Consider the following 24,700-nt stretch of genomic DNA (forward strand, 5'->3'; position numbering starts at 1 on the left):
CGCCCCGCCGGCATCCGGCGGCCGTCGGCGGTCGGATGACCGGGCTGAGGCCCGGTCCGGTCCGGTTCGCCGCCTGCCGGCGGGGCGTGCGTCAGGGTGCCCAGGGCGCGAGCATGCCCTTCATCGCGTCCGTCAGGGCGATCTGCAGCAGCGGCCCGTAGGTGATCCGGCCGACGCCGAGGCGGCGGAACCGCTCGAGGTCGTGCTTGACGGGATGGGCCGTCGAGTTCACAGGAATGGCGACGGCGCCGGTCACCGCGGCGAGCAGGTCGTCGTTGTCCTGGATGGCGACCGGGTAGACGCTGTCCGCCCCGGCCTGCTCCATGGCCCGCAGTCGCTCGATCGCCTCGTCGAGGACGCCGGCGGCGTCCTCCGCGTGCAGGAAGAGGTCGGTGCGCCCGTTGATCCACACCGGGATTCCCGCATCGTCAGCGGCCGCCCGCAGGCCGGCGATGTAGTTCGCGTGCTCCTGTGTGCTGCGTACGCGTCCGCCGTCCGAGTGGACGGTGTCCTCCAGGTTGAGGCCGACGCCGCCGACCTCGGTGAGTCCGGCGATGAGATCCGCGGGCTTCTGTCCGTACCCGGCCTCCAGGTCCACGGACACGGGGACGTCGACCGCCGCGATGATCGGCCTAACGGCGGCGAGCACCTCCTCGAAGGTCTGCCCCTCGTGGTCCTCGGCCCCCCGGGATTCGGCGAGCGGATGACTGCCGACCGTCAGTGCGGGGAACCCGGCGTCGGCTGCCGTCCGTGCGGACCAGACGTCCCAGACGGTCGGCAGCACGAGCGGCTGGTACTGGGCGTGCAGTTGCTTGAGGCGTTGAGCGCGCTCAACGCTGGTGCGAAAGTCCATAGCGGGGAAGCTACCCCCAGATCGCCACGAGCAACGTGAGGGCGTGCTACCCGTTGCCCGAACGCGTCAGCCCCCGGGTCATCGCACCTCCGGTGACGGCGCAGAACGAGACCCAGGTCGTGTCCTGAAACGAACGTCGCCGACGCCGATGAGTTCTGCGGCGCCCGGCCGTCTACCCCTGTGCACGACCGAAACGCCCATCAGCCGCCCTGGGAGGGTGAGGAAAATGAAGTACATGATCCAGATGAACGTGCCTGCCGATCAGTGGGACGCCGTCATGTCCGGGTACTCCGAGGAAGACATGCAGGCCATGTTCGCCCACATGAACGCCCTCAACGAAGACCTCACCGCCGCCGGGGAATGGGTGGAGGGGCAGGGACTCGGCGGCCCCTCCCTGGTCAAGACGGTGCGGGCCGGAGACGACGGGCGGCCGCAGGTGACCGACGGACCCGCCCACCCGGGCCCCGTCCTGGCCGGGTACTGGGTGGTCGACGTCAAGAGCGAGGACCGGGCGCTGGAGATCGCCGCTCGGGCATCGGCCTGCCCCGGAGCGGGCGGAAAGCCCAGCAACGACCCCGTCGAAGTACACCCGATCCCCGCGGACCCGACCCAGGCCTGAACCGACCGGTCCGACCGGTCCGACCAATCCGACCGGCCCCAGCGGGCGCCGACGGCCCGTTCGCCCGGCGCCCGGCTCAGGCCGCTGGTGCCGGTCCCGGGGTGAACGTCGCGCCCACTCCCCCGGGCGGGCGGGCGCAGGTCAGTACGACGACTGCCGGGCTCGGGCTTCGGCAGCGGTCTTCAGGTCGCCCAGCCAGGCCTCGAGTCCTTCGCGCAGGAGCGCGGTGGCGGTGGGCACGTCCGCTTCGACCTGGGGGCCGGTGTGCGTCTCCTCGGTGCTCACGCGGACGCCGCCGTCGACCTCGGTGAAGTTCCATACGTGCACGCCGTCGATGCGCAGGCCTTCGCCGATCGCGGGGCCGGTCCAGCGGATGCACGCGTGATGCCTGAGCTGCCGGACCGTCGAGGTGATGTCCAGGCGGGTGGCGGGAGTAGAGGGGTTGGGGGGCACCGGGATCGTCCACCGGAACGCCGAACCCGCGCGGAGGGGGCCGTGGTCGAGGCGTTCCGCGCTCTCGACGGGGGTCTGCCAGGACGGCCAGCGCTCGACGTCGGTCTGCAGCTTCCAGACCGTGCGCAGCGGGGCGTTGATGGTGGTTGCGGTCCGGTGGCGGACGCGGGCGTCCGGGTCGACGCCCTTCCCGCCGCAGGTGAGGGACGCGCCGGGGCGGGAGGCGGCCCCGGCGGGTGCGATGGCGGCGCCGAGGAGGCCGAGGACGAGCGGGACGGTGAACAGTGCGGCGCGGACGCCGGTGCCGTGAACGGCGGACATGGAGTTCCCCTCTCTCGAAAGCAGACGATAGAGCATCACGCTATAGTTAGAGGCTATAACGCCATCGACAGCGGGTCCACAGTCGCGTGATACCTTCTCGCTCACCCTTGAGGGTGTAACGCAACGGACGGGGAGGCGGCAGGCATGGCGGCAACGGGCGCGGAGACCCCGCGGGAGCGCTACCGGGCCCAGGTCAGGGCGGAGATCACGGCGCGGGCCTGGGATCAGATCGCCACGGCCGGCGCGTCGGCGCTGTCCCTCAACGCGATCGCCAAGCAGATGGGCATGAGCGGGCCGGCGCTCTACCGCTACTTCGCCAGCCGCGACGACCTGGTCACCGAACTCGTCCGGGAGGCGTACGGAAGTCTCGCCGCGACCCTCCGGACGGCCTCGGACGGAGGCGCCGACCTGACCGGACTGGCTCACGCGCTGCGCGACTGGGCCCTCGCCGACCCGCACCGGTACTTCCTGATCTACGGCACCCCCGTCCCCGGCTACCACGCACCCCCGGACACCACGGCTCTCTCGTCCGCGATCATGACGACCCTGCTCGACGCCTGTACCGCGCCCGCGCGCACCCCGCACGGTGCGACCTCGCCCCTCGCCGCCCACCTCGCGGACCACAGGGACTGGGCCGCCGGCCATCCCGCCCCGCCCGAGGCCCTGCGTCGTTTCCTGGCCTTCTGGACCCGTCTGCACGGCGTCCTGTCGCTGGAGCTCGCCGGCCACTTCACCGGCATGGACCTCGACCCCGCCCTGCTCTTCGCCGCCGAACTGGACAGCGTGTGAGCGCGCCCCACGGACCGGGTCGCGGAGCGCGTGCCGGCGTGTGAGCCTGTGAGGATGGACTGGGCGTCGTGGACCACGGTCAATGTCTTCGCAGGCCGGGGCGGTGTGCGCACCGAGGAAGCCGGTGCGCTCACGGGTGATCTCACCGTGCACACCACCTGGACGGGCGCCGAGGCGCGCGTGTCCGTGCAGTACAGCGGGTCGTCCGACTGGTTCACCCTCACGGGCAGCCCCCTCCCCTGTGCGTCGGAGCGGGACAGCCGCGACCTCCACGACGTGGTGGTCGAGCTGGTGCGCGCCGGGAAGGCCGCCGATGGCCTGCCCCCCATCGCCGCGGCGTAGAGCCGCCCGGGCTCCCGGCCCGACCCGGCGCCGACCACGCCCGCCGACCGCGCCTGCCGCCCTGCGCCCGGCGCCGGATACGCAAAAGACGCCCGGCGGGGAGTTCCCTGCCGAGCGTTCAGGTGCGTTTGCTGTCCGCTGGTACTGCCTGCTGGCGGCTTAGTACCAGTGGTGGGACTGCCAGAAGTTCCAGGCGCCGACGGGGCTGCCGTAGCGGGAGTTCATGTAGTCCAGGCCCCACTTGATCTGGGTGGCCGGGTTGGTCTTCCAGTCCGAGCCCGCGGAGGACATCTTCGAGGCCGGCAGGGCCTGGACCAGGCCGTAGGCGCCCGAGGACGAGTTCGTGGCCTTGTGGTTCCAGCCGCTCTCGCGGGACACGATGTTGTTGAACGCCGCGAACTGCGCCGGGTCCTTGATCATCTGCTGCGCGATCGCCTTGGCGTTCATCGGGGCGGCCTGCGCGGGGACGGCGGCGAGCATGGAGCCGGCGACGCCCAGGGCGAGGACGGAGCCCGCGATGGTCTTCTTGGAGGCGGCGATGCGGCGGATGACGGCGTTGGACACGGAATGACCTTCCGACGGGGGCAGGGACGGTCGCGGCATGCCGGAGGCATGCGTGAGCCACTCACGCGGTGGAGAGGGGTTCGTCTGCGGCGGGTGAAGTACCCCTGCCGCCTTGCGACTCATCCAGTTCTACAGATGCCCCGACCCCCTGGCAAAGGCGTCACCTACTAGCGGCCCTCGCAGCGAGGGACCGTGTGCCCTGCCCCCACCCGAGAGGCGTTCGCCCAGGTGGGGGCGGCCGCGACCGGGCGCCACCGGCCGCCCGGGGGCTACTACCACGGCTCGTACGTGACGTGGGTCCTATGGGGCGGGTCACCTCCGGGGCCCCGGAATCTCACCCACCGTCACCGCCCGTACCCCCTCGGGTGGCCGCTCGGGAGGCCGGATCACGCCGGGCGCGCCCGTCAGGCCGCGCGCGGTGCGGCGGCGGGCGGGTGGGCGGGGTGCGGTCCGGGAGTGGCGGGGAGCTTGCGGGGGGACGAGGGCGCACGGGCGTCCAGCTCGCGCCACACCGGGAAGACCAGCGGTGACAGCGTCACCGCCAGGTAGAGAGCCCCCGCGCCCACCAGCGCCGCCACCAGCCCCCAGGCGTCCAGGACCAGGCCCGCGCCGAGCATCCCCACCGGCGTCGCCGCCAGGGCGCAGGCGACGAGCAGGCCGAAGACCCGTCCCCGCACCTCCTCGGGCACCCGCTGGTAGGCCACGGACATCATCAGCGGCCCCACGACCCCCGACCCGACACCCGACAGGGCCAGTACGCCCAGCAGCACCGGAACGCGGGGCTCGGCGGCCAGCGCCGCGCACCGCACCGCCCCGACGAGGACGAAGGCGCCCACGAACAGCGGGCGACGCGGCATCCGGTGGCCGGCCCAGCCGTACAGGGCGGCCCCCAGTAGCGCTCCGGCGCCCATGGCGGTCACCATCGCCCCGAAGAGCGCGCTGCTGCGGAGCACCTGGGTTCCGTACGCCGGGTAGAGCACCCCGTTCAGCGCACCGTCCAGGGCGTTGGTCAGCAGCAGCACGCCCGCCATGGCGCCGAGCAGCCGGTCGCTGCGCAACTGCCGCAGTCCGTCGCGCAGTTCCTCGCCGTACGAAGCTCGGGTTGCGGAGCCTTCCCGGCGGGTCGCCGGCGCGGCGGGCACCAGGACCGCCACCGTGAGCGCGCACAGCAGCATCGCCGCCATGTCGACGCAGAGCGTGCGCACGGGGCCGGTCGTGGCGATGAGCAGCCCGGCCAGCGGCGCACCGGCCATCAGGCCGATCCGGCGGGCCCCCTCGACCGCGCCCGTGGCGCGCTCCGTGGTGACGCCGCTGCTCCGCATGGCACCGGTGAGCAGCAGTTGCTTCGACGTGTCGGCCGGTCCGCGGGCGGCTCCGACGAGGAAGACCAGAAGGGTCAGCGCCGGCAGGGGCAGGGCGCCCCAGGCGTGCAGCAGCGGGATGAGGCTGATGGCGGCGGCCGTCAGCAGGTCGGCGCCGATGCTCGCGGCCCGTACGGGCAGCCGGTCGACGAGCGGGCCCGCGAGGACGGCCGAGCAGAGCAGCCCCAGCACCTCGGCCGCGGCCACGAGGCCCGTACGGAGGCCACTGCCGGTGCTCTGGAGCACGAACCAGGGGACGGCGACGAGGGTCATCGCCATGCCGAGGGAGGAGATCCCGGAGACCGCCACCAGGGCGGCCAGCGGGGTGAAGCGACGGGGTGAGGGCGGTTCACCGGTGAGTGGTGTGTTCATGGGGGTCCTTCCGGCACCGTGACGCCGCCCGGCGGCCCGCGGGTGCGGGCCGCCGGGCGGCCGGTGCGCGCGGATCGTCGGGTCAGCCGGCCATGCTCACGCGGAGGCTGAGGGGACGCATGTCCGTCCACACCCGCTCGATGTGCGCCAGGCACTCCTCCTTGTCGCCGCGTACGCCCTGGTCGTGCCAGCCGAGCGGGACGGGCCGGCCGGCCTCCCAGACGGAGAACTGCTCCTCGTCGTTGGCCACGACCAGGTACTGCTGCGGGGACGTGTCGTTCATGGGTTTCTCCTCGATGGGTTCGGAAGGGGCAAATGGAAGGAGCGAAGGGGGAGGACCATGGGCCCGGAGGTGGGACCTCAGGCGGGCAGGGCCGCCGCGAGCAGTTCCGCCAGGGCGGTGCAGTGCGGCGGTTCCACCAGGTCGTGGTGGTTGCCCGGCACGACGGCCCGCACCACGGCGCCCGCCGTGCGCGGGCCCCACGGGGCCGGGTCCACGAGCGGGGTCGCGAGCTCGGGGTGCCGCTCGGCGACCGTGAAGAGGTGCAGGTCGACGCCCAGGACGGCCCCGGTCCGGTAGGCGGTGGACGCGGCGCCGTTCGCCTCGGCGACCCGCAGCAGCCGGCGCAGTGCCTCCGTCGGGGACCGGCGGGGCAGCGTGCCGTCCTCGCGGCCGCGCCGCAGCAGGGCGTCGAGCAGCTCGTCCTCGTCCAGCTCGCGCGCGGAGCCCGCCTCCAGCCCGGCCGCGATGCCGTACCGCAGGAGATCGGGATCGCCGGACGCGGCGGCCGGGCCGGGAGCGGCGCCCGGCGCGGCGGAGTCGATCAGTCCGAGGAAGGCGACCTCCTCGCCCGCGGCTTCCAGCCGGGCGGCCATCTCGTACGCGACCGTCCCGCCGAACGACCAGCCGGCCAGCAGGTACGGGCCGTGCGGCTGCTCGGCGCGGAGCGCGTCCAGGTAGCGCTCCGCCATCTCCGGCACGCGTTCCAGCGGGGTCTCAGCGGTGTTGTAGCCCACCGACTCCAGGCCGAGGACCCGCCGGCCGCCGCCGGGGGCGGCGTCGAGGTCCCGCACCAGGTCGCGGTAGCAGACGACGTCGCCGCCCCGCGGGTGGACCAGGACCAGCGCGGGCCGGTCGGGGTCGCCGTCGGCGAGCGGGACCAGCAGGCTGGCGGCCGCCGCCCCCGCCTCCGGCAGGGCCTCGCAGAGCAGTTCCACGGTGCGCCGGCGGAACACCATGTTCAGCGGCAGCTCCACTCCGAACTCCCGGCGTACGGCGGCCATCAGTGCGAAGGCCTTGAGCGAGTGTCCGCCGAGGGAGAAGAAGTCGTCGCGCACCCCGATCGGGGCCGTGCCGAGGTTCTGCTCCCACAGCCGCGTCATCCGCAGCTCCGTGGTGTCGCGCGGCGCCACCCGCCGTGTGCCGTCGGCGCGCGCCGCGTCCGCCGAGGGAGCGGGCAGCGCCTTGCGGTCGAGCTTGCCGTTGGGGGTGAGCGGGAGCCGTTCCAGGGCCGTGAGCACCGCGGGAACCATGTACTCGGGGAGCTCCTGGCGCAGCATGTCGCCGACCGCCCGCAGGTCGCCCTCCCCGTCCCGCCAGGTCACGTAGCCGGCCAGGACCGCGTCGACGCCCGTGCCGTGGACGGCGACGGCCGCCGCGAGGACATCGGGGTGGCGGGCCAGTGCCGCCTCGATCTCGCCCGGCTCCATGCGGTGGCCGCGCACCTTGACCTGGCCGTCCGCGCGGCCGCGGTACGCGAGGGTCCCGTCCGCGAGGCGCCGGACCAGGTCCCCGGTGCGGTACAGGCGCCCGCCCGCCGTGTACGGGTCGGGCACGAACCGGTCCGCGGTCAGTCCCGGCCGGCCGTGATAGCCGCGGGCCACCCCGTCGCCGCCGATGAACAGTTCGCCGAACACACCGACCGGCACCGGCCGCAGCCCCGCGTCCAGCACGTACAGACGGGTGTTGGCGAGCTCCGAGCCGATGGGGACCGGTCCGTCGCCGAGGGGCCCGGAGAGGCGGTGGGCGGTCGACCAGACGGTGGTCTCGGTCGGCCCGTACACGTTCCATACGGTGCCGAGCGCCGTGCGCAGCCGCTCGGCCAGGGCGGAGGGCAGCGCCTCGCCGCCGCACAGGGCCCGTACGCGGGGGGCCTGCCAGCCGCTCTCCATCAGCTGGTGCCAGGTGGCAGGCGTGGCCTGGACGACGGTGACCGCGGCGGCGTCGAGTTCCTTCGCGAGCAGGGCGCCGTCGCGGGCGGTCTCCCGGTCGACGACCCGCACCGAGGCCCCGCACGTCAGCGGGACGAGCAGTTCGAGCACGGCGATGTCGAACGAGGCCGTGGTGACGGCCGCAACCGTGTCCGCAGCCGTCAGGTCCAGCCTGCGGACCATGTCCCGGGTGAAGTTGGCCAGCGCCCGGTGCGGGACGGCGACCCCCTTCGGACGCCCGGTCGATCCGGAGGTGTACAGGGTGTAGGCCAGGTTCTCGGGGTCCGGGTGCACGGGATCCGGGCTCTCGGGGTCCGGGTGCACGCTATCCGGGTGTCCCGTTGCGAAGCCCGGCCCGTCGAGGTCCACGACGGCGACCCCGTCGGGGAGGTCGGGCGGGACGGAGGCGCCGGACACCACCAGGACGCGGGCGCCGCTGTCCGAGATCATGTACGCGATCCGGTCGGCGGGGTAGTCCGGGTCCACCGGGACGTACTGTCCCCCGGAGCGCAGGACGCCCAGCAGCGCGGCCGGCAGCAGCACCGAGCGGTCCGCGCAGACGGCCACCGCGCCGTCCGGGCCCACCCCCAGGGCGGCCAACCGCCGCGCGAGGCGTCCCGAGACGTCCCACAGCCCCGTGTACGTCAGCTGCCGTGCCCCGTCGTCCACCGCGACGGCCCGCGGCGTACGGGCGGCGCGCTCGCCGACGAGCACGTGCAGCGGCAGATCGGCGTCCGGCCCGCCCCCACCGCCCGCGGCACCTGCACCGGCACTGTCCTGCAGGAGCCGGCGCTCCTCCGCCGCGTCCATCAGCGGCAGCGAGGACACCGGCGCACCCGGATCGGCGACGGCGGCCGTGAGCAGTTCCACCAGGCCCCGGGTCATCCGCTCGACGGTCTCGCGGCCGAACAGGTCGGTGGCGAAGACGGCCTCGCCGTGCAGGGCTCCGTCCTCCTCGACGAAGTACAGCGACAGGTCGAACTTCGAGGCGCCACTGGCCAGGGCGAGCGGTTCGGTGTGCAGGCCGGGCAGCGGGGGCGGCGGGGAAGCCTCCTCGTCCAGGACCAGCATCACCTGGAACAGCGGATTGCGGCTCAGGTCGCGCTCCGGCGCGACCTCCTCCACCAGCCGCTCGAACGGCACGTCCTGATGGGCGTACGCGCCCAGCGCCGTCTCCCGGGCCCGGCCCAGCAGTTCACCGAATCCGGGATTCCCGGACAGGTCGGTGCGCAGCACCAGGCTGTTGACGAAGAAGCCGATCAGCGGCTCCAGTTCGGCCCGGTCGCGGCCGGCGATGGGCGAGCCCACCGCCACGTCGTCGCTGCCCGACCAGCGGGCCAGCAGCGCCTGGAAGCCGGCCAGCAGCACCATGAACAACGTGGCGTCGTGCCGCCTTCCCAGATCGCGGAGCCCCTGGAGCAGCGGGGCGGGCAGGACGAACGGGAACTGCGCGCCGCGCCCGGACGGGCCCGCCGGCCGGGGCAGGTCCGTGGGCAGGTCCAGCGGGGCGAGACCGGCGAGCCGGTCCTTCCAGTACCCGAGCGTTCCCGCGAGCGCCTCACCGTCGAGGTGCTCACGCTGCCAGGCCGCGAACTCGCGGTAGGAGACGGCGAGTTCGGGCAGCGGTTGCGCGTCGGCCAGGGTGCGGACGCGGTAGGCGGCGAAGAACTCCCGCCAGAAGACCCCCACGGACCAGCCGTCGAAGGCGATGTGGTGGGCCACGATCACCAGCAGGTGTGCGCGCGGCGCGGTCCGCACGAGGCGGGCCCGCAGCGGCCCGGCCGCCGTCAGGTCGAAGGGCAGGGCGGCGTCCTCGGCCGCCAGCTCCCGGGCGGCCGCTTCCGCCGCCGGGCCCATCGCGGACAGGTCGGTGAACACGGGGGCGAACGCGCGGGCCGGTCCGGGGACGACCCGGGCGTCCTCGGGGCCCGCCGCGCCCTCCTCGATCCGCGAGCGCAGCACCTCGTGCCGCGCGACGACGTCCTCCAGGGCGCCCAGGGCCGCCCCGGTGTCGAGCTCGCCCGTCAGCCGGACCGCGCCGGGCATGTTGTAGTCGGGCCGGCCCGGCTGGAGCCGGTCCAGCAGCCACAGCCGTTGCTGGCCGAAGGACAGCGGCCCGGGCCCCGCGGGCAGTGCGGGGATCCGCGAACCGGCCGGCGCCCCCGGCGGGGTCAGCGCCTTGGCCAAGTCCTCCAGGACGGGGTGGCGGAAGAGCAGGTGCACGGGGATGTCCCGGTCCAGCAGGGTCCGCAGCCGGGAGACGACCCGGGTGGCGCGCAACGAGTGCCCGCCGCGCTCGAAGAAGTGGTCGCGGGCTCCGATCGGCCCCTCGCCCAGCACCTCCTCCCAGACCTCGGCGACGGTGCGCTCCAGCGGGGTGCGCGGTGCGACGTGGTCGCGGTGCCCGGCCGTTCCGGGGGCGGGTGCGGGCAGGGCCCGGCGGTCGGTCTTGCCGTTGGGGGTGAGGGGCAGTGCGTCCAGGACGACGAGCGCCGAGGGCACCATCGCGGCCGGCAGTGCCCCCCGTACGAAGTCCAGCACCGCGGCCGGATCGCCCGGCCCGTCCCGCCACACCACGTACGCGGCGAGGGCCCGGTCGGCGCCTTCTCCGTGGGCCGCGGCGACGGCCCGGCCGACGTCGGGGTGGCGCATCAGGGTGGCCTCGACCTCGCCCAGTTCGATCCGGTGGCCCCGGACCTTGACCTGGCTGTCGCGGCGCCCGTGGAACTCCAGCACCCCGTCGGGCCGCAGCCGCGCAAGGTCACCGGTGCGGTACATGCGGGCCCCGGGCGGCCCGTAGGGGTCCGGCGGGTAGGCCTCGGCGGTGCGGGCGGGGTCCCCGAGGTAGCCGCGGGCGACACCGCGGCCGGCGATGAACAGCTCGCCCACCGCGCCGCGGGGCAGCGGTTCGAGGTGCTCGCCGAGGATCAGGACGCGGGCACCGGGCAGCGGCCGGCCGATCGGGATGCGGCCGCGGTCGATGTCGGCGTCCGTCACCACGTGGTAGGTGGTCGTGTTGGTGCACTCCGTAGGTCCGTACTGGTTGACCAGCCGCAGCCGTCCGGGCAGGCCGAGGGCGTGCGCGTCGCGCGCCAGTCCGGTGGTGAGCGCCTCGCCGGTCGTCATCACCAGCCGCAGCCCGGGCGCCGGGGCGGTGGTGGCGGCGACCAGCGGCTCCAGCATCGACGGGACGATCGACAGCAGCGCCGTCACCTGCTCCTCGTGCAGCAGCCGGGCCAGCGCGTCCGGGTCCCCGGCCTCGTCCTGCGAGGCCAGCACGATCCGGCCGCCGGTGGTCAGCGGGGCGAACAGGTCCCGTACCGAGGGGTCGAAGGTGAGCGCGGTGCGGGCGAGCACGGTGTCCTCGGGGCCGAGTCCGAAGGTGGAGGTGAGCGCGGCGAGGTAGCCCGTGATCGCGGCGTGCGTCACGGCCACGCCCTTGGGGCGGCCGGTCGACCCGGAGGTGTACAGCAGGTAGGCGAGGTGCTCCGGGTCCGTGAGGGGCGCCGGCGGTGTCGGCGGCAGTGCGTCGACGAGCCGACGCTCCCGGTCCAGGTCCAGGTCCAGCACCGGTACGGAGCCGGCCAGGCCCGCGGGGAGGCCGCCGGGCAGCCCGGCGGTCAGCACCAGCCGGGCCCCGCTGTCCGCGAGGACCGTACGGACGCGCTCGGCGGGGTGTGCTGCGTCGACCGGTACGTGGACGCCGCCGGCCTTCAGGACGGCGAGGACGCAAACGAGGGTGCGGGGGTCGCGGCCGACGGCCACCGCGACGGCGGTCTCCGGCCCGGTTCCCAGCTCGCGCAGCCGGTGGGCCAGCCGGTTGGCGGCCGCGTCGAGCTCCGCGTACGTGGTGGTGCGGCCCCGGAAGGTCAGGGCGGGGGCGTCGGGGCGGTCGCGCGCCTGCTCCTCCACCAGCGCGTGCAGGGTCCGCGCCGGGTGCTCCGGCCGGCCGGCCGCGGGCGCGGGGTCCTCGCCGAGCAGGGCGGCGTGTTCCTGCGGGGACAGCACGTCGAGCCGGGACAGCGGGGCCGCCGGGGTCTCGGCGGCGCCCGCCAGCAGCCTCAGGTAGTGCGCGGCGAACCGGTCGACCGTGTCACGGTCGAAGAGGTCCGTGGCGTACTGCACGGTGCCGGTCAGGCCGCCGCGGTGTTCCGTCATCGCCAGGCTGAGGTCGAACTTGGCCGTGCCGTTGGAGGTGTCGAGGGTCTCGACCTCCACGCCGTCCAGCGGCAGCGACCCGAGCTGTTCGGGGTGGAGCTGGAACAGGACGTCGAAGAGCGGGTTGCGGCCGAGGTCGCGCTCCGGGCGGAGTTCCTCCACGAGCCGGTCGAAGGGAACCTCCTGGTGCTCGTACGCGGCGAGGGCCGTCCGGCGGACCCGTTCCAGCAGCTCGTCGAAGGCGGGGTCGCCGGACAGGTCCGTGCGCAGCACGAGGGTGTTCACGAAGAAGCCGACGAGCGGCTCCAGTTCGGTGCGGTCGCGGCCCGCGATGGGCGAGCCGACCGCGATGTCGCTCTGTCCGGTGTAGCGGGCCAGCAGCGACTGGAAGCCCGCGAGGAGGACCATGAAGAGCGTCGCCCCGCGCTCGCGGGCCAGCGCGGAGAGCCGTCCGGCGAGGTCCGCGGGGACCTCGAAGACCAGGGTGTCGCCGGCGCCGGAGCGGACGTGCGGCCGCGGCCGGTCGGTGGGCAGTTCCAGGGCGGGGAGGCCGGACAGGCGCTCCCGCCAGTGGGCGATGGCGCCGTCGGCCTCGCCCGCGGCCAGGCGGCGCTGCTGCCAGTGAGCGAAGTCCCCGTATTGGACGGGGAGTTCCGGAAGTGAGGGGCGTCTGCCGGAGCGCAGCGCCGCGTACGCGCTGGACAGCTCCCGCCACAGCACCGGCATCGACCATCCGTCGCCGACGGCGTGGTGCAGCACCAGGACCAGGAGGTGCTCGTCGTCGGTGATCCGCACGACGCGGGCCCGCAGCAGCGGGGCCGCGCCCAGGTCGAACGGGGACGCCGCGTCCACGTGGGCCAGGCCCAGGGCCCGCGAGCGGGCCTCTTCGGGCGGCAGGTCCCCGAGGTCGGTGCACACGGGTGCGAACACCTCCGGGGGTTCCACGATCTGTACGGGTCCCTCGGGGCCGTCGGCGATCCGCGAGCGCAGCACCTCGTGGCGGGCCACCAGCTCGCGCAGCGCGGCCGCCAGGGCCCCGGTGTCGAGGGGGCCGCGCAGCCGGGCGGCCACCGGGATGTTGTAGTCGGGCCGGCCGGGCTGGAGCTGGTCCAGGAACCACAGGCGCTGCTGGGCGAAGGACAGCGGCGCCGCCCCGCCGGCCGGCCGGGTGCCGATCGGGGTGACGGCCCCGGCGGACGCCCCGAGCGGGTCCTGTCCGCGCAGGGTGTCCAAGGCCGCGGCGAACCGTTCCAGCACCGGGTTCTCGAACAGCAGCCGCAGGGGTACGCCGGTGCCCATGCGGGCGCCGAGCCGCGAGACGACCCGGGTGGCCCGCAGGGAGTGCCCGCCGAGGGCGAAGAAGTCGTCGTGGCGGCCGATCCGTTCGACGGCGAGGACTTCGCCCCAGACGGCGGCGGCCAGTTCTTCCGTGGCGGTGGCCGGGGCCGCGAACTCGGCCCGGAGCACGCCCTCCTCGGGCGGGGCCGGCAGCGCGCGCCGGTCCAGCTTTCCGTTGGCGGTGACCGGAAGCGCGGCGAGCGGGACGATCGCCGCGGGCAGCATGTACGCCGGCAGTCGCGCGGCGAGGGCGGCGTGCAGGGTGCCGGGGTCGGCCGTGCGGCCTTCCGCGGGCACCGCGTAGGCGACCAGGCGCTGCTCGCCGGGGGTGTCCTCGCGGACGATCACGGCGGCCTGCCCGACCTCCGGGCAGCGGGTCAGCTCGGCCTCGATCTCGCCCGGTTCGATCCGGTGGCCGCGGATCTTGACCTGCTGGTCGGCGCGGCCGAGGTAGTCGACCGTGCCGTCGGGGCGCCTGCGGGCCAGGTCGCCGGTGCGGTACATGCGGGCGCCGGCCGTTCCGTACGGGTCCGGGGTGAACTGCTGCGCGGTCAGGGCGGGCCGGCCGAGGTAGCCGCGGGCCACGCCGGTACCGCCGACGCACAGCTCGCCGACCGCGCCCTCCGGGACCGGGCGTCCGCGACCGTCCAGGACGTACAGGCGGGTGTCGTCCAGGGCCGTGCCGATCGGCACCCTGCCGTCCACCGCGCCCCCGGCCCGGGGGTCCAGCCGGTGGCGGGTGGCGAAGACCGTCGTCTCCGTGGGGCCGTACACGTTGACCAGCACGGTGTCGGTGGCGGCGGCCAGGGTGCGGCCGAAGGCGTGCGCGGACGCGGCCTCGCCGCCCGTCCACACCTCCCGTACCAGCGTCAGGAGTTCCACGCACTCCTCCACGACCAGGTTGAACAGGGCGGCGGTCAGGAACAGCGAGGTGATCCGGTGCTCGCGCACCAGCCGCGTCAGCGCCGCGGTGTCGACCCGGCCGGGGGGCGCCAGCACCACCTGGCCGCCGGAGAGCAGGGGCACCCACAGCTCGTACGTCGAGGCGTCGAAGGACAGCGGGGAGTGGGCCAGCACCCGCCGGTGCGCGGGGCCGAAGGAGGAGTCGCGGGCCAAGGCAGCGACGTTGGCGTGCGTGACGCCGATGCCCTTCGGCTCGCCCGTGGAGCCGGAGGTGAACATCACGTACGCCAGCTGGTCCGGTGTGCAGGCCGCGGCCGGTACCTCGGGACCGTCGGCCGGGGAGCCGTCGGCCGGGACGCCGTCGGCCGAGGCCGTCGCGTCGAGGACCGGCACGGGCGAGGTGCGGACCGCCTCGTGCCCGGCCGTCGCCGGGTCGGTGAGGAGCAGGCGGGCGCCGGTCCGCTCCAGGATCCAGTGCAGCCGGGCGACGGGGAAGCCCTCGCCGAGGGGGACGTAGGCGCCGCCGGCCTTCAGGACGGCCAGGACGGCCACCGGGAGGTGGACGGACCGCTCCATGAGCAGCGCCACCGGGGACTCGCGCACCACCCCCGCGGCGGTCAGCCGGGCCGCCAGGAGACCGGAGCGGCGGTCGAGTTCGGCGAAGGTGAGGCGTTCGCCGCCGCAGACCACGGCGTCGGCGTCGGGGGCACGGCGGACCTGCTCAGCGAACAGGTCCACGAGGGTGGCCGGGGCGAGGTCCGGGCGCGGCGCGCCGTGCCCGGAGGCGGCCAGCCGGGCCGCGGTCCCGGCGCCGGGCAGCAGTTCGGCCGCCGGGCGGCCGGGGTTCTCCGCGGCGGCCTCCAGCAGCTCCAGGTAGTGGGCGAGGACCAGTTCGGCGGTGGCGCGGTCGAAGAGGTCGGTGTCGAAGACCAGGGTGCCGGAGCAGTCGTCGGCGCCCTCGGTGACGAACACGCTCAGGTCGAAGAGGGAACCGCCGAAGTCGGCGCGCTCCGCCTCGGCGCTGAGTCCCGGCAGACGCAGTCCGGCCGTCTCGTCCTGCGCCGACGCGAACATCACCTGGACCAGCGGGTTGCGGTCGCCGACCCGTTCGGGGCTCAGGTGCTCCACCAGCCGGTCGAAGGGCACCTCCTGGTGGTCGTACGCGTCCACCGTCGCCCGGCGGACCCGGTCGAGCAGCTCCTGGAATCCCACCTCGCCCGACAGGTCGGCGCGCAGCACCAGCGTGTTGACGAAGAAGCCGATGAGCGGCTCCAGTTCCACCCGGTCGCGCCCGGCCACGGGCGTGCCGACGGCGATGTCGGCCCGGCCGGCCCAGCGGCCCAGCGTGGCCTGGAAGCCTGCCAGGAGCGTCATGAAGAGCGTGGCGCCGCTGCCCTCGGCGATCCGGCGCAGGCGGGCGGTGAGCGGCGCACCGAGGGCGAAGTCCACGCTCGCGCCGTCGCCGCTGCGACGGGTGGGGCGGGGCCGGTCGGCGGGCAGTTCGAGCGGTTCCAGGCCGGCGAGGTGCCGCTCCCACCAGCGCAGCTGCCCGTCCATGGCACCGCTCTCGAAGCGGTCGCGCTGGGTGCGGGCGTACGTCCGGTAGTCGAGCGGGAGCGCCGGGCCGGGCAGCGGACGGCCCTGGACCAGGGCCGCGTACCCCTCGGACAGCTCCCGCCACAGCAGGCCCATGGACCATCCGTCGGTGGCGATGTGGTGGACCACGAGCACCAGCAGGTGGTCCTCGGCGCCGAGCCTGATCAGCAGGGCGCGCAGCAGCGGGCCGGTCGCCAGGTCGAACGGTGCGCGGACCTCCTCCCGGGCCAGGGCGCGGGCCCGCTCCTCCCGCTCGGCCACCGGTGTGTCGCCGAGGTCGAGGAGCGGCAGCGGTACGGCCGTCGGCGCGGGCAGGACCACGGGGTGCGGGACGCCGTCGCGCTCCTCGAAGACGGTGCGCAGCGGTGCGTGCCGCGCCACGACGGCGGTCAGGCCGCGGCGCAGCAGCTCCGGCCGGACCGGGCCGCGCAGCCGCACCAGTTCCGGGATCGCGTAGCCGGGGGCGCCCTCCGCCATCCGGTCGACCAGCCACATCCGCTCCTGCGCGAACGAGGCCACGGGTTCGGCGTCCGGCGCGGTCGTGTCGGCGGGGCGGGCCTCCGGGGCCGTCCGGGCCCCGGAGGCGGCCGAGTCGTCCAGCGCGGCGCGCACTCGGCGGCGCAGCAGTTCGCGGGCGGCGGCCAGCCGGCTGTCGACTCCGGCCGGCAGGCTTTCCTGGGTGGTCACGAGGTCTCTCCCTGACGTGCGAGTGAAGGGACGGCGTCGGCGGACACCGTGGTGGGGGGCGGATCGGCGAACGCAGCGCTCTCCAGGTCGAGTTCGGCGAGCAGCGCCGTCTCGACGGCGGTGGCGAGGGCGGCGACGGTCCGCTGTTCGAAGAGCGTGTGGAGGGGCAGGTCCAGGCCGAGGGACTGGCGGAGCCGGGCCGCGACCCGGGTCGCGCTCAGCGAGTGGCCTCCGAGGACGAAGAAGTCGTCGTGCCGGCCGATCGCCGGCACGTCCAGGACGGACGCCCACACCATGGCCACCAGCTCTTCGGTCTCCCCCGCGGGCGGCTCGTGTCCGGTGGCCCGCGCGGCCGCGGGCGCCGGGAGCGCCCGCCGGTCGAGCTTGCCGTTCGGGGTCACGGGCAGGGCGTCGACGACGACCAGCACCGGCACCATGTACTCCGGGAGGGTGCGCCCGAGCGCGGCGCGCAGGGCGTCCGGATCGGGCACCGCGCCCGTTGCCGGCTCCACCCCCGTCTGTGGCTGTGCCTGCGCCTGCGGCTTCGCGTGTGCTGCGGACGACGCCTCCGGGAGGACGTACCCGACGAGGCGCCGCTCCCCCGGGACGTCCTCGCGGACCACGACGGCGGCCCGTCCGACGCCCGGCAGACGTCCGAGTGCCGTCTCGATCTCCCCGAGTTCGATCCGGAACCCGTGGATCTTGACCTGGTCGTCGGTGCGGCCGAGGTACTCCACCGAACCGTCCGGACGGAACCGCGCCAGGTCCCCGGTCCGGTACATGCGCGAGCCCGGCGGGCCGAACGGGTCGGCCGGGAACCGCTCGGCGGTCAGCGCCGGGCGCCGCAGGTACCCGCGGGCCAGGCCGGCGCCCGCGAGGAACAGCTCCCCGGCGACGCCCACCGGTACGGGCCGTCCCCGCGGGTCGAGCACGTACAGCGAGGTGTTCCAGATCGGGCGCCCGATCGGCACGGGTCCCGTGTCCTCGCGGCGGCAGTCCCAGTGCGTGACGTCCACGGCCGCCTCGGTGGGCCCGTACAGGTTGTGCAAGGGGACGTCGAGCACGTCGAGGAACCGGTTCTTCAGCTCCTCCGGCAGTGCCTCGCCACTGCACACCACGCGGCGCAGCGACCGGCACCGGGCGGCGCCCGGGTCCTCCGCGAACGCCGCGAGCATGGACGGAACGAAATGGACGGTGGTGATCGCCTCCCGTTCGATGGCCTGCGCCAGGTAGGCGGGGTCCTTGTGCCCGCCCGGCTCGGCGACGACCAGCACGGCGCCGGTCAGCAGCGGCCAGAAGAACTCCCAGACCGAGACGTCGAAGCCGAACGGCGTCTTCTGCAGCACCCGGTCGTCCGGGCCGAGACCGTACCGGTCCTGCATCCACAGCAGCCGGTTGACGATGGCCGCGTGTTCCACGACCACGGCCTTGGGCCGCCCCGTCGAGCCGGAGGTGTAGATCACGTACGCCGGGTGCGAGGAGCACAGGGGCTCCGGTGCGGCGACCTCCGACGCTCCGTCCGGGTCCGCGGCGGCCGCCGGATCCAGCCGGGGCAGCCCCGCCGGGACCGGCAGCGCACCGGCGAGGTCGTCGGTGGCCAGCAGCATGACGGGCTGGGCGTCGGACAGCAGGTAGGCGATCCGCTCCGGCGGCAGCGAGGGGTCCACCGGCAGGTAGGCGGCGCCCGCCTTGAGCACGGCCAGCAGCGACACCACCATCTCGGTGGAGCGGTGCAGTGCCACCGCCACGATCCGCTCCGGACCGGCTCCGCGCGCCCGCAGGGACCGGGCCAACCGCTCGGCGCGGCGGTCCAGTTCGGCGTACGAGAGGGTCTCGCCGCGGAACACGGTCGCCGGTGCCCCGGGGGTTCGGGCCACCTGCTGTCCGAAGAGTTCGGCCAGGGTCGTGTCGGGGACCGGCACGGCCGTGGCGTTCCAGCCCCGGATCAGGCCGTGCTGCGCGTCGGAGAGCAGGTCCAGCGTGCCGACGGCGGTGCCGGGCGCGTCGGCGAAGGCCGTGAGCAGCCGTTCCAGGGCCTCCCCCAGGCTCTGCGCGGTCCGCGCGTCGAGGGCGTCCGGGCGGTGGTCGAGGTGGAGCCGCAGCCGCTCCCCCGGCAGCACGATCAGGTTGACGGTGTAGTGGGTGGCGTCGGCGCCCTCGACGCCGGTGAGCCGCGGCCCGCCAGCCAGGTCCCGCAGGGAGTCGAGGTCGAGCGGATAGCTCTCGACGACGACGGTCGTGTCGAAGAGCGTGCCCAGTCCCGCGGCGCGCTGGATTCCGGCGAGTCCGGCGTGCTGGTGGTCCATCAGCTCCGCCTGCTCGTCCTGGAAGCGGGCGAGCGCGGCCGACAGCGGTTCGTCCTCGCGGATCCGGAACCGTACGGGCAGGGTGTTGATGAGCAGCCCGACCATGTGCTCGATGCCGGCGACGTCCGCCGTCCGCCCGGAGACGGTTCCGCCGAACACCACGTCCTCGCGGCCGGTCAGCCGGCCGAGGAGGATCGCCCAGACCCCCTGCACGACGCTGTTGAGGGTGATGCCGGCGCTGCGGGCCCGTGCGGTGATCCGCGCGGTCAGCTCCGGTGTCAGCTCCAGCGCGACCCGCTCGGGCAGGGTGTCGATGCGGTGCGGATCGGCGCCGCCGAGCAGGGTCGGTTCCTCCAGTCCGGCGAGGGCGGCGCTCCAGGCCGCGGCGGCGGCGTCCCGGTCCTGCCGGGCCAGCCAGGTGAGGTGATCGCGGTACGGAACCGCCTCCGCGGCCGGGCCGGCGGGCGCTGTCCCCGTGGGACGGTCCCCGGCGTCCGGGTCGTCCGTACGGTGCGGACCGTCCGCGTCGGCGTATCCGGTCAGCAGCTCGCGCAGCAGGACCGCCGAGGACCAGCCGTCCCACAGGATGTGGTGGTTCGTCATCACCAGCCGGTGCCGGCCACCGCCGAACCGGACCAGTGTGAAGCGCACCAGCGGCGGCCGCTCCAGGTCGAAGCGGCGGTCCCGGTCGGAGGCGAGCAGCCGGTCCCAGGCGCGTTGCCGGTCCTCGGCGCCGAGCCCGCCGAGGTCCACCTCCTCCCAGGGCGCCCGGGCCCTGTCGACGACGACCTGCACCGGCCCGTCCAGGCCCTGGTCGGTGAAGGCCGAGCGCAGCGCGGTGTGGCGCTCCATCAGGCGGGCGCAGGCGGCCCGCAGGCGGCCCGCGTCCACGCCGCCCTCCAGCGTCAGCACGATCTGCCCGGTGTAGGCGTCCCTCCCGCCGGTGTCGAAGGCGGAGTGGAAGAACAGTCCTTCCTGGAGCGGCGAGAGGGGCAGGACGTCCACGAGCCCGGGGTGGCGGTCCGCCAGCCCGTCCACCGCGGGCTGGGCCAGCCCGACCAGGGGCAGGTCCCGCGGGGTGAGCCGGCGCGACCGCGCGGGACCCGTCCAGCGGGCCAGCAGGCGCAGCGCCTCGCCCCACGCCTCGACCAGCGCGGCGGCCTCGGCGCCGTCGAGGAGGTCCCGCGGCCAGGTGACGACGGCGGTGAAGGCGGGGCCGTCGGGGCCGTCCACGGCCATCGCGTCGATCTGCAGGCAGTGCTCGGCCGGCAGGGACGGGTCCACGTCGGCGCGCAGTCCGTCCGTGCCGGGGGCCGGGGTCCACGGGGGCCCGTCCGCGCCGCCGAACCGGCCGAGGTAGTTGAACAGGAGCCGCGGTCGCGGCAGGGCGGCCAGTGCGGCGGCGGTGTCGGGGTTGAGCCGGCTCAGCAGGCCGAACCCGGTGCCGTGGTCCGGTACGGCCGCCAGCGCGCCGTGCACCCGTGCCACCAGGTCGGCCAGGGGCTCGCCCCCGTCGGCCGCCGCGTCCAGGTCGAGGCCGGCCAGGTCGAAGCGGACGGGGTACTGCGTGGTGAACCAGCCCACGGTGCGGGCCAGGTCGTGGCGTCCGGTGCGGTCGGCGCGGCCGTGCCCCTCCAGGTCGACCAGCAGCGATCCGGCGGGGGCACCGGCCGGCCCGACGCGGTGGGCGGCCAGGGCCAGCCCGGCGAGGAGCACCTCCGCCGGCCCCGTGCGCAGGGCGCCGGGGACCCGGGACAGCAGCGGGCCGGCGACCTCGGCGGGGAGGTCGAGCGTCAACGCGCGCGTGGTCCCGGCGGTGTCGCGGGCCGGATCGGGCGTCCGGTCCCAGGGCGCGGACGGCCGGTGGCCGGAGCCGTCCGGGTCCAGGGTCCGCTGCCAGAAGGGCAGTTCGCCGAGAAGCTCCGGAATCCGCGCCAGGCCCTCCAGGTGGTGGGCCCACGCGCGGAACGAGGCGTCCGCGCGGCCCGAGTTCACCGGGGCGCCTGCGTCGGTGAGCTCGGCCGCGTCGGCGGCGGGGAGCGGCCGGCCCTCGGTGCGGGCTTCCCAGGCTTCGGCGAGGTCGGCCGTCAGGATCCGCCAGGAGACCCCGTCCACCGCCAGGTGGTGGATGCAGAGCAGCAGCCGGCCGGGCGCATCACCGTCGGCGAGGCGCACTGCGCGCAGCATCACCCCGGCCGCCGGGTCCAGTTGCCCCGCCGCCTCGTGTGCCTCCCGTTCCACGGCCGCGGCGCGCTCCCGCGGGTCCGACCCGGCCGACTCGACGCGCCGGTAGAGCCCGCCCACGTCGACCGAGCCCGGCTCGCCGATCGTGCAGAGCGGGCCTCCGGGGCCTTCGGTCACCGCGAGGCGCAGCGCCGGGTGGCGGTCGACGAGCGACCCGAGGACCTCGACCAGCGCGGTGTCGTCCGCGTCCGCGGGCAGGGTGAGCACCATCGACTGGCTGAAACGCCCGAGGGGGCCGGGCCCGTCCAGGAGCCATCGCATGACCGGCGTGGCCGGCAGCGCGCCGCAGGCGCCGACGGCCGGGCCGGCGTCCGCGTCCGCGTCCGGCAGCGCACCGCCCTCCGGTTCGCCCACGGCCGCGGCGAGGGCGGCCGCCGTCTTGTGCGCGAACACGTCGCGCAGGGTGAAGGAGATGCCGCGGGCGCGGGCCCGGCTCGTGAGGGTGAGGGCGGTGATGCTGTCGCCGCCGAGCTCGAAGAAGTTGTCGTCCGGCGACGCGGGCAGGCCCAGCGCCTCGGAGAAGAGCGCCGCCAGCATCTCCTCCGCCGCGGTGTACGGGCGTACGGGATGCTCCTCCCGGGCCGCGGGCTCCGGTACGACCAGCCGGCCGCGGTCCACCTTGCCGCCCGCGGTGAGCGGGAGCCGGTCCAGGGCCACGAAGGTGTGCGGGACCATGTAGCGCGGCAGGACGCGGCCCAGCTCGGCGCCGAGCAGCGCGCTTTCCGGCGCCGGACCGCCGGTCGGGGGCGCCACGAAGGCCACCAGCCGCCGGGCCCCGCCCGCGGGCTCGTGCACGACGACCGCGGCCTGCCCCACGGAGGGGTGGCGGCCGAGGACCGCCTCGATCTCGCCCAGCTCGATGCGATGGCCGTTGATCTTGACCTGCCGGTCGACCCGTCCGAGGAACTCCAGTTCGCCCCGGGCGGACCAGCGCACGAGGTCGCCCGTCCGGTACATCCGCGCGCCCGCGACGCCCGAGAAGGGGTCGGGCACGAACCGCTCGGCCGTCATGCCGGCCCGGCCGGTGTACCCCCGGGCCAGACCGTCGCCCGCCACGCACAGCTCGCCGGTGGCGCCGGGCGGCAGCAGCCGCAGCGCACGGTCCACCACGTAGGCCCGGTGGTTGGCCATGGGCCGGCCGATCGGAGGCGTCCGGCCGGACGACGGCGGCGTGACGCGGTGCATGGTGACCGACACCGCGGCCTCGGTCGGGCCGTAGGCGTTCCAGACCTCGCGGCCCGCGGTGGCCCAGCGGTCGACGGCGTCCCCGGACGGCGCCTCGCCGCCGGTGGACAGGAACCTCAGGGCGGGCAGCGCGGCCGGGTCGAGCAGGGGCAGCAGCGCCGGCGGCAGGTCGGCCACCGTCACGGCGCGGTCCGCGAGGAGGGCCTGGAGCCGGTCGACGTCGACCCGCTCCGCATCGGTGGCGAGGACCAGCGTCGATCCGCTCAGCAGCGCGCCGAAGACGTCCAGCACCGAGACGTCGAAGGAGAGCGCCGCGAACCCGAGGAACCGCTCGCCGGATCCGGACCCTCCGTCGTCACCACGGCTGTTGCCGTCACCGGACGGCGCGCCGCCCAGTCCGCACAGGGTCAGGTGGCCCCGCACGAAGTCGGCGGCCGCCGCGTGCGGGACGACGACGCCCTTCGGCTCGCCCGTGCTGCCGGAGGTGTACAGGAGGTACGCGGCGGAGGTGACCGGCACGCGCACCCCACCTTCCCGGCGCACCCCGGCGGCGCGGACGGCGGGCCCGGTCCCCGCGTACACCGCGGTCGGCAGGCCGGCGGGCAGGCGCTCCCGCGCACCCGGCTGGGTGACGGCCGTACGCAGTCCCGCGTCGCGCACGACGTACGCGATCCGCTCCCGCGGCAGCCCGGGGTCGAGCGGCACGTAGCAGCCGCCCGCCTTGAGGACGCCGAGGAGCGCCGCGACCATGGCGGGCGAGCGCTCGACGCACACACCGACCGGGGCGCCGGGCTCCACGGCCGGCCGCAGCCGGTCCGCGATGTCCTGCGCCCAGGCGTCGAGTTCCCCGTACGTGACCTCGGCCCCGTCGCACGCCACGGCGACCGCGTCGGGGGTGCGCGCCGCTGCCTCCTCGAAGAGGCCGTGCAGCAGGCCGCCTGCGGGAGCCGGGTCCGCGCCGCCGTCGCCGAAGGCGGTCAGGAGGGCTTCGTCGGCGCCGGTCAGGAAGGGCAGGGAGCCGACCGGGGTGTCCCCGTCGGCGCCGGCCAGTGCGACCAGGAAGCGTGTGAAGCGGACCCGCAGGGCGTCCAGTTCCCCCGGTGCGCAGTCGGCGGCGTCGCCCTCGGCCTGGACGGTGAGCGGGCTGTCCCCGCCGCGGTCGTAGACGTTGAGGGAGACGTGCTCCACCGGGCCGACCGCCAGGTTGTGCGCCGAGGCGGGCGCGCCGGCGAAGGAGAGCTCGTAGTCGAAGGACATCAGGTTGACCGCCGCGTCCCACAGCCGGGGCCCGGCGCCGTTCGCGGCGGCCGCGCCCGGTGAGCCCGCGCCCCGCAACTCCTCGATCCGGTAACGCTGGTGGCGCAGCGCGTCCTTGATGCCCGCCGAGGTGTTCCGTACGAGTTCGCCGACGGGCATCGCCGCCGTCACGGCGAGGCGCAGCGGCAGGACCTTGGAGAACATGCCGGGTGTCCGGCGGGCGTCAGGAGTGGTGCGTCCGGTGACCGGGAGGCCCAGGACCACGTCCTCGGCTCCGCCCACCCGGTGCAGGTAGGCGGCGGAGGCGGCCATCACCAGCGCCGACCAGCGCGTACCGTGCCGGCGTGCGGCCTCGCGCAGGATCCGGGCGTCGGCGGGGTCGAGGTCGCCGCGCACCCGTACCGTCGCACCGGTGGCGGTCGCGGGTGCGCTGCCGGTGAACGAGACGGGCTCGGGGGCCCCGTCCATCCTCGCCCGCCAGAACGCCCGGTCGGCCGCGAACGATCCGGACCGCGCGTACTCCTCCTCGTCCGCCACGATCCGCTCCCACGGCGCGGCCTCCTGCGCGGGTACGGCGCTTCCCGCGGCCAGAGCCGTGTAGACCTCCGCGGTCCGCCGCGCCAGCATCGAGCCGGTGACCCCGTCCGCGACGACGTGGTGGTAGCCCTGCATCCAGCGGTACGTCCGCGACCCGGTCCGCACGAGCAGGAACCGGCACACGTCCCCGGCCCCGAGGTCCGTCGGCCGGGCGAGCTCGGCGCGCATCAGCCGCTCGGACTCGGCCTCCGGATCGGCGCAGCCGGTGACGTCGGCCGTCTCCATCCGCAGCGGCGGCGGGCCGGCGGGTATCTGCCGTACCGTGCCGTCCTCCTCGGCGAAGCGGACGCAGAGCGACTCGGTCCCGGCCACCGTCAGTCGCACCGCCTCCGCGAGGAGCCCCGGGTCCACCGCCCCGCGGATCTCCAGGTACTCGGCGATGGTGTAGTCGAGGCGCGAGGGGTCGAGCTGCTGCGCGAACCAGACGCCGTTCTGCGGCGGGGTCAGGGGCAGCGGCCCGCGGTCGTGAGTGGCCATGCGGTGGTCAGTCTCCTCAGTCGGATCGGTCGATCAACGACGACGTGACGCCACTCTCCGTGACCGG

10 protein-coding genes are annotated in these 24,700 nt (G+C 75.3%); 3 read left to right on the plus strand and 7 right to left on the minus strand.

The annotated features are described in order from the left end of the window. Positions 1-91: 91 nt before the first annotated feature. The gene (locus tag ACZ6S8_RS17030; RefSeq protein ID WP_469456459.1) at positions 92-853 is read right to left on the minus strand and encodes an isocitrate lyase/PEP mutase family protein; all 762 of its coding nucleotides are present in this window, start codon (positions 851-853) and stop codon (positions 92-94) included. Between the two features lie 226 nt (positions 854-1,079). Here ACZ6S8_RS17030 and ACZ6S8_RS17035 point away from each other — a divergent pair, with 226 nt between their 5' ends. Further along, positions 1,080-1,472 (plus strand): YciI family protein, encoded by a 393-nt coding sequence (locus ACZ6S8_RS17035; protein WP_469456460.1) that lies wholly within the window; start codon positions 1,080-1,082, stop codon positions 1,470-1,472. 141 nt (positions 1,473-1,613) lie between these two features. Here ACZ6S8_RS17035 and ACZ6S8_RS17040 read toward each other — a convergent pair whose 3' ends face one another. Beyond that, positions 1,614-2,246: an SRPBCC family protein gene (locus ACZ6S8_RS17040; RefSeq protein WP_469456462.1), complete on the minus strand. Its 633-nt coding sequence runs from the start codon at positions 2,244-2,246 to the stop codon at positions 1,614-1,616. A gap of 144 nt (positions 2,247-2,390) precedes the next feature. Between ACZ6S8_RS17040 and ACZ6S8_RS17045 the strand changes: the two genes are divergently transcribed. Both ACZ6S8_RS17045 and ACZ6S8_RS17050 read left to right on the plus strand, forming a co-directional pair. Further along, positions 2,391-3,035 (plus strand): TetR/AcrR family transcriptional regulator, encoded by a 645-nt coding sequence (locus ACZ6S8_RS17045; protein WP_469456464.1) that lies wholly within the window; start codon positions 2,391-2,393, stop codon positions 3,033-3,035. Between the two features lie 54 nt (positions 3,036-3,089). Beyond that, complete coding sequence (locus ACZ6S8_RS17050) at positions 3,090-3,377, plus strand: hypothetical protein (RefSeq protein WP_469456466.1); 288 nt, start codon at positions 3,090-3,092, stop codon at positions 3,375-3,377. A 159-nt stretch (positions 3,378-3,536) separates the two neighbouring features. On the opposite strand, the gene ACZ6S8_RS17055 is transcribed toward ACZ6S8_RS17050, so the two are convergent. From ACZ6S8_RS17055 to ACZ6S8_RS17075, 5 genes are all read right to left on the minus strand, one after another. Continuing rightward, a complete protein-coding gene (locus ACZ6S8_RS17055) occupies positions 3,537-3,941 on the minus strand; it encodes an aggregation-promoting factor C-terminal-like domain-containing protein (RefSeq protein WP_469456468.1) in 405 nt (134 codons plus the stop codon). 404 nt (positions 3,942-4,345) lie between these two features. Continuing rightward, positions 4,346-5,674 carry an MFS transporter gene (locus ACZ6S8_RS17060; RefSeq protein ID WP_469456470.1) on the minus strand — a complete coding sequence of 443 codons (1,329 nt, stop codon included), beginning with the start codon at positions 5,672-5,674 and terminating at the stop codon, positions 4,346-4,348. A gap of 82 nt (positions 5,675-5,756) precedes the next feature. Continuing rightward, complete coding sequence (locus ACZ6S8_RS17065; RefSeq protein WP_469456471.1) at positions 5,757-5,957, minus strand: MbtH family protein; 201 nt, start codon at positions 5,955-5,957, stop codon at positions 5,757-5,759. A gap of 77 nt (positions 5,958-6,034) precedes the next feature. Next, positions 6,035-16,567, minus strand: coding sequence for a non-ribosomal peptide synthetase (locus ACZ6S8_RS17070; protein WP_469456473.1), 10,533 nt, complete (start codon positions 16,565-16,567; stop codon positions 6,035-6,037). After that, positions 16,564-24,633: an amino acid adenylation domain-containing protein gene (locus ACZ6S8_RS17075; protein ID WP_469456475.1), complete on the minus strand. Its 8,070-nt coding sequence runs from the start codon at positions 24,631-24,633 to the stop codon at positions 16,564-16,566. The genes ACZ6S8_RS17070 and ACZ6S8_RS17075 overlap by 4 nt, the downstream gene beginning before the upstream one ends. Positions 24,634-24,700: the final 67 nt, after the last annotated feature.

The sequence above is a fragment of the Streptomyces sp. NPDC048461 genome, assembly GCF_055587105.1.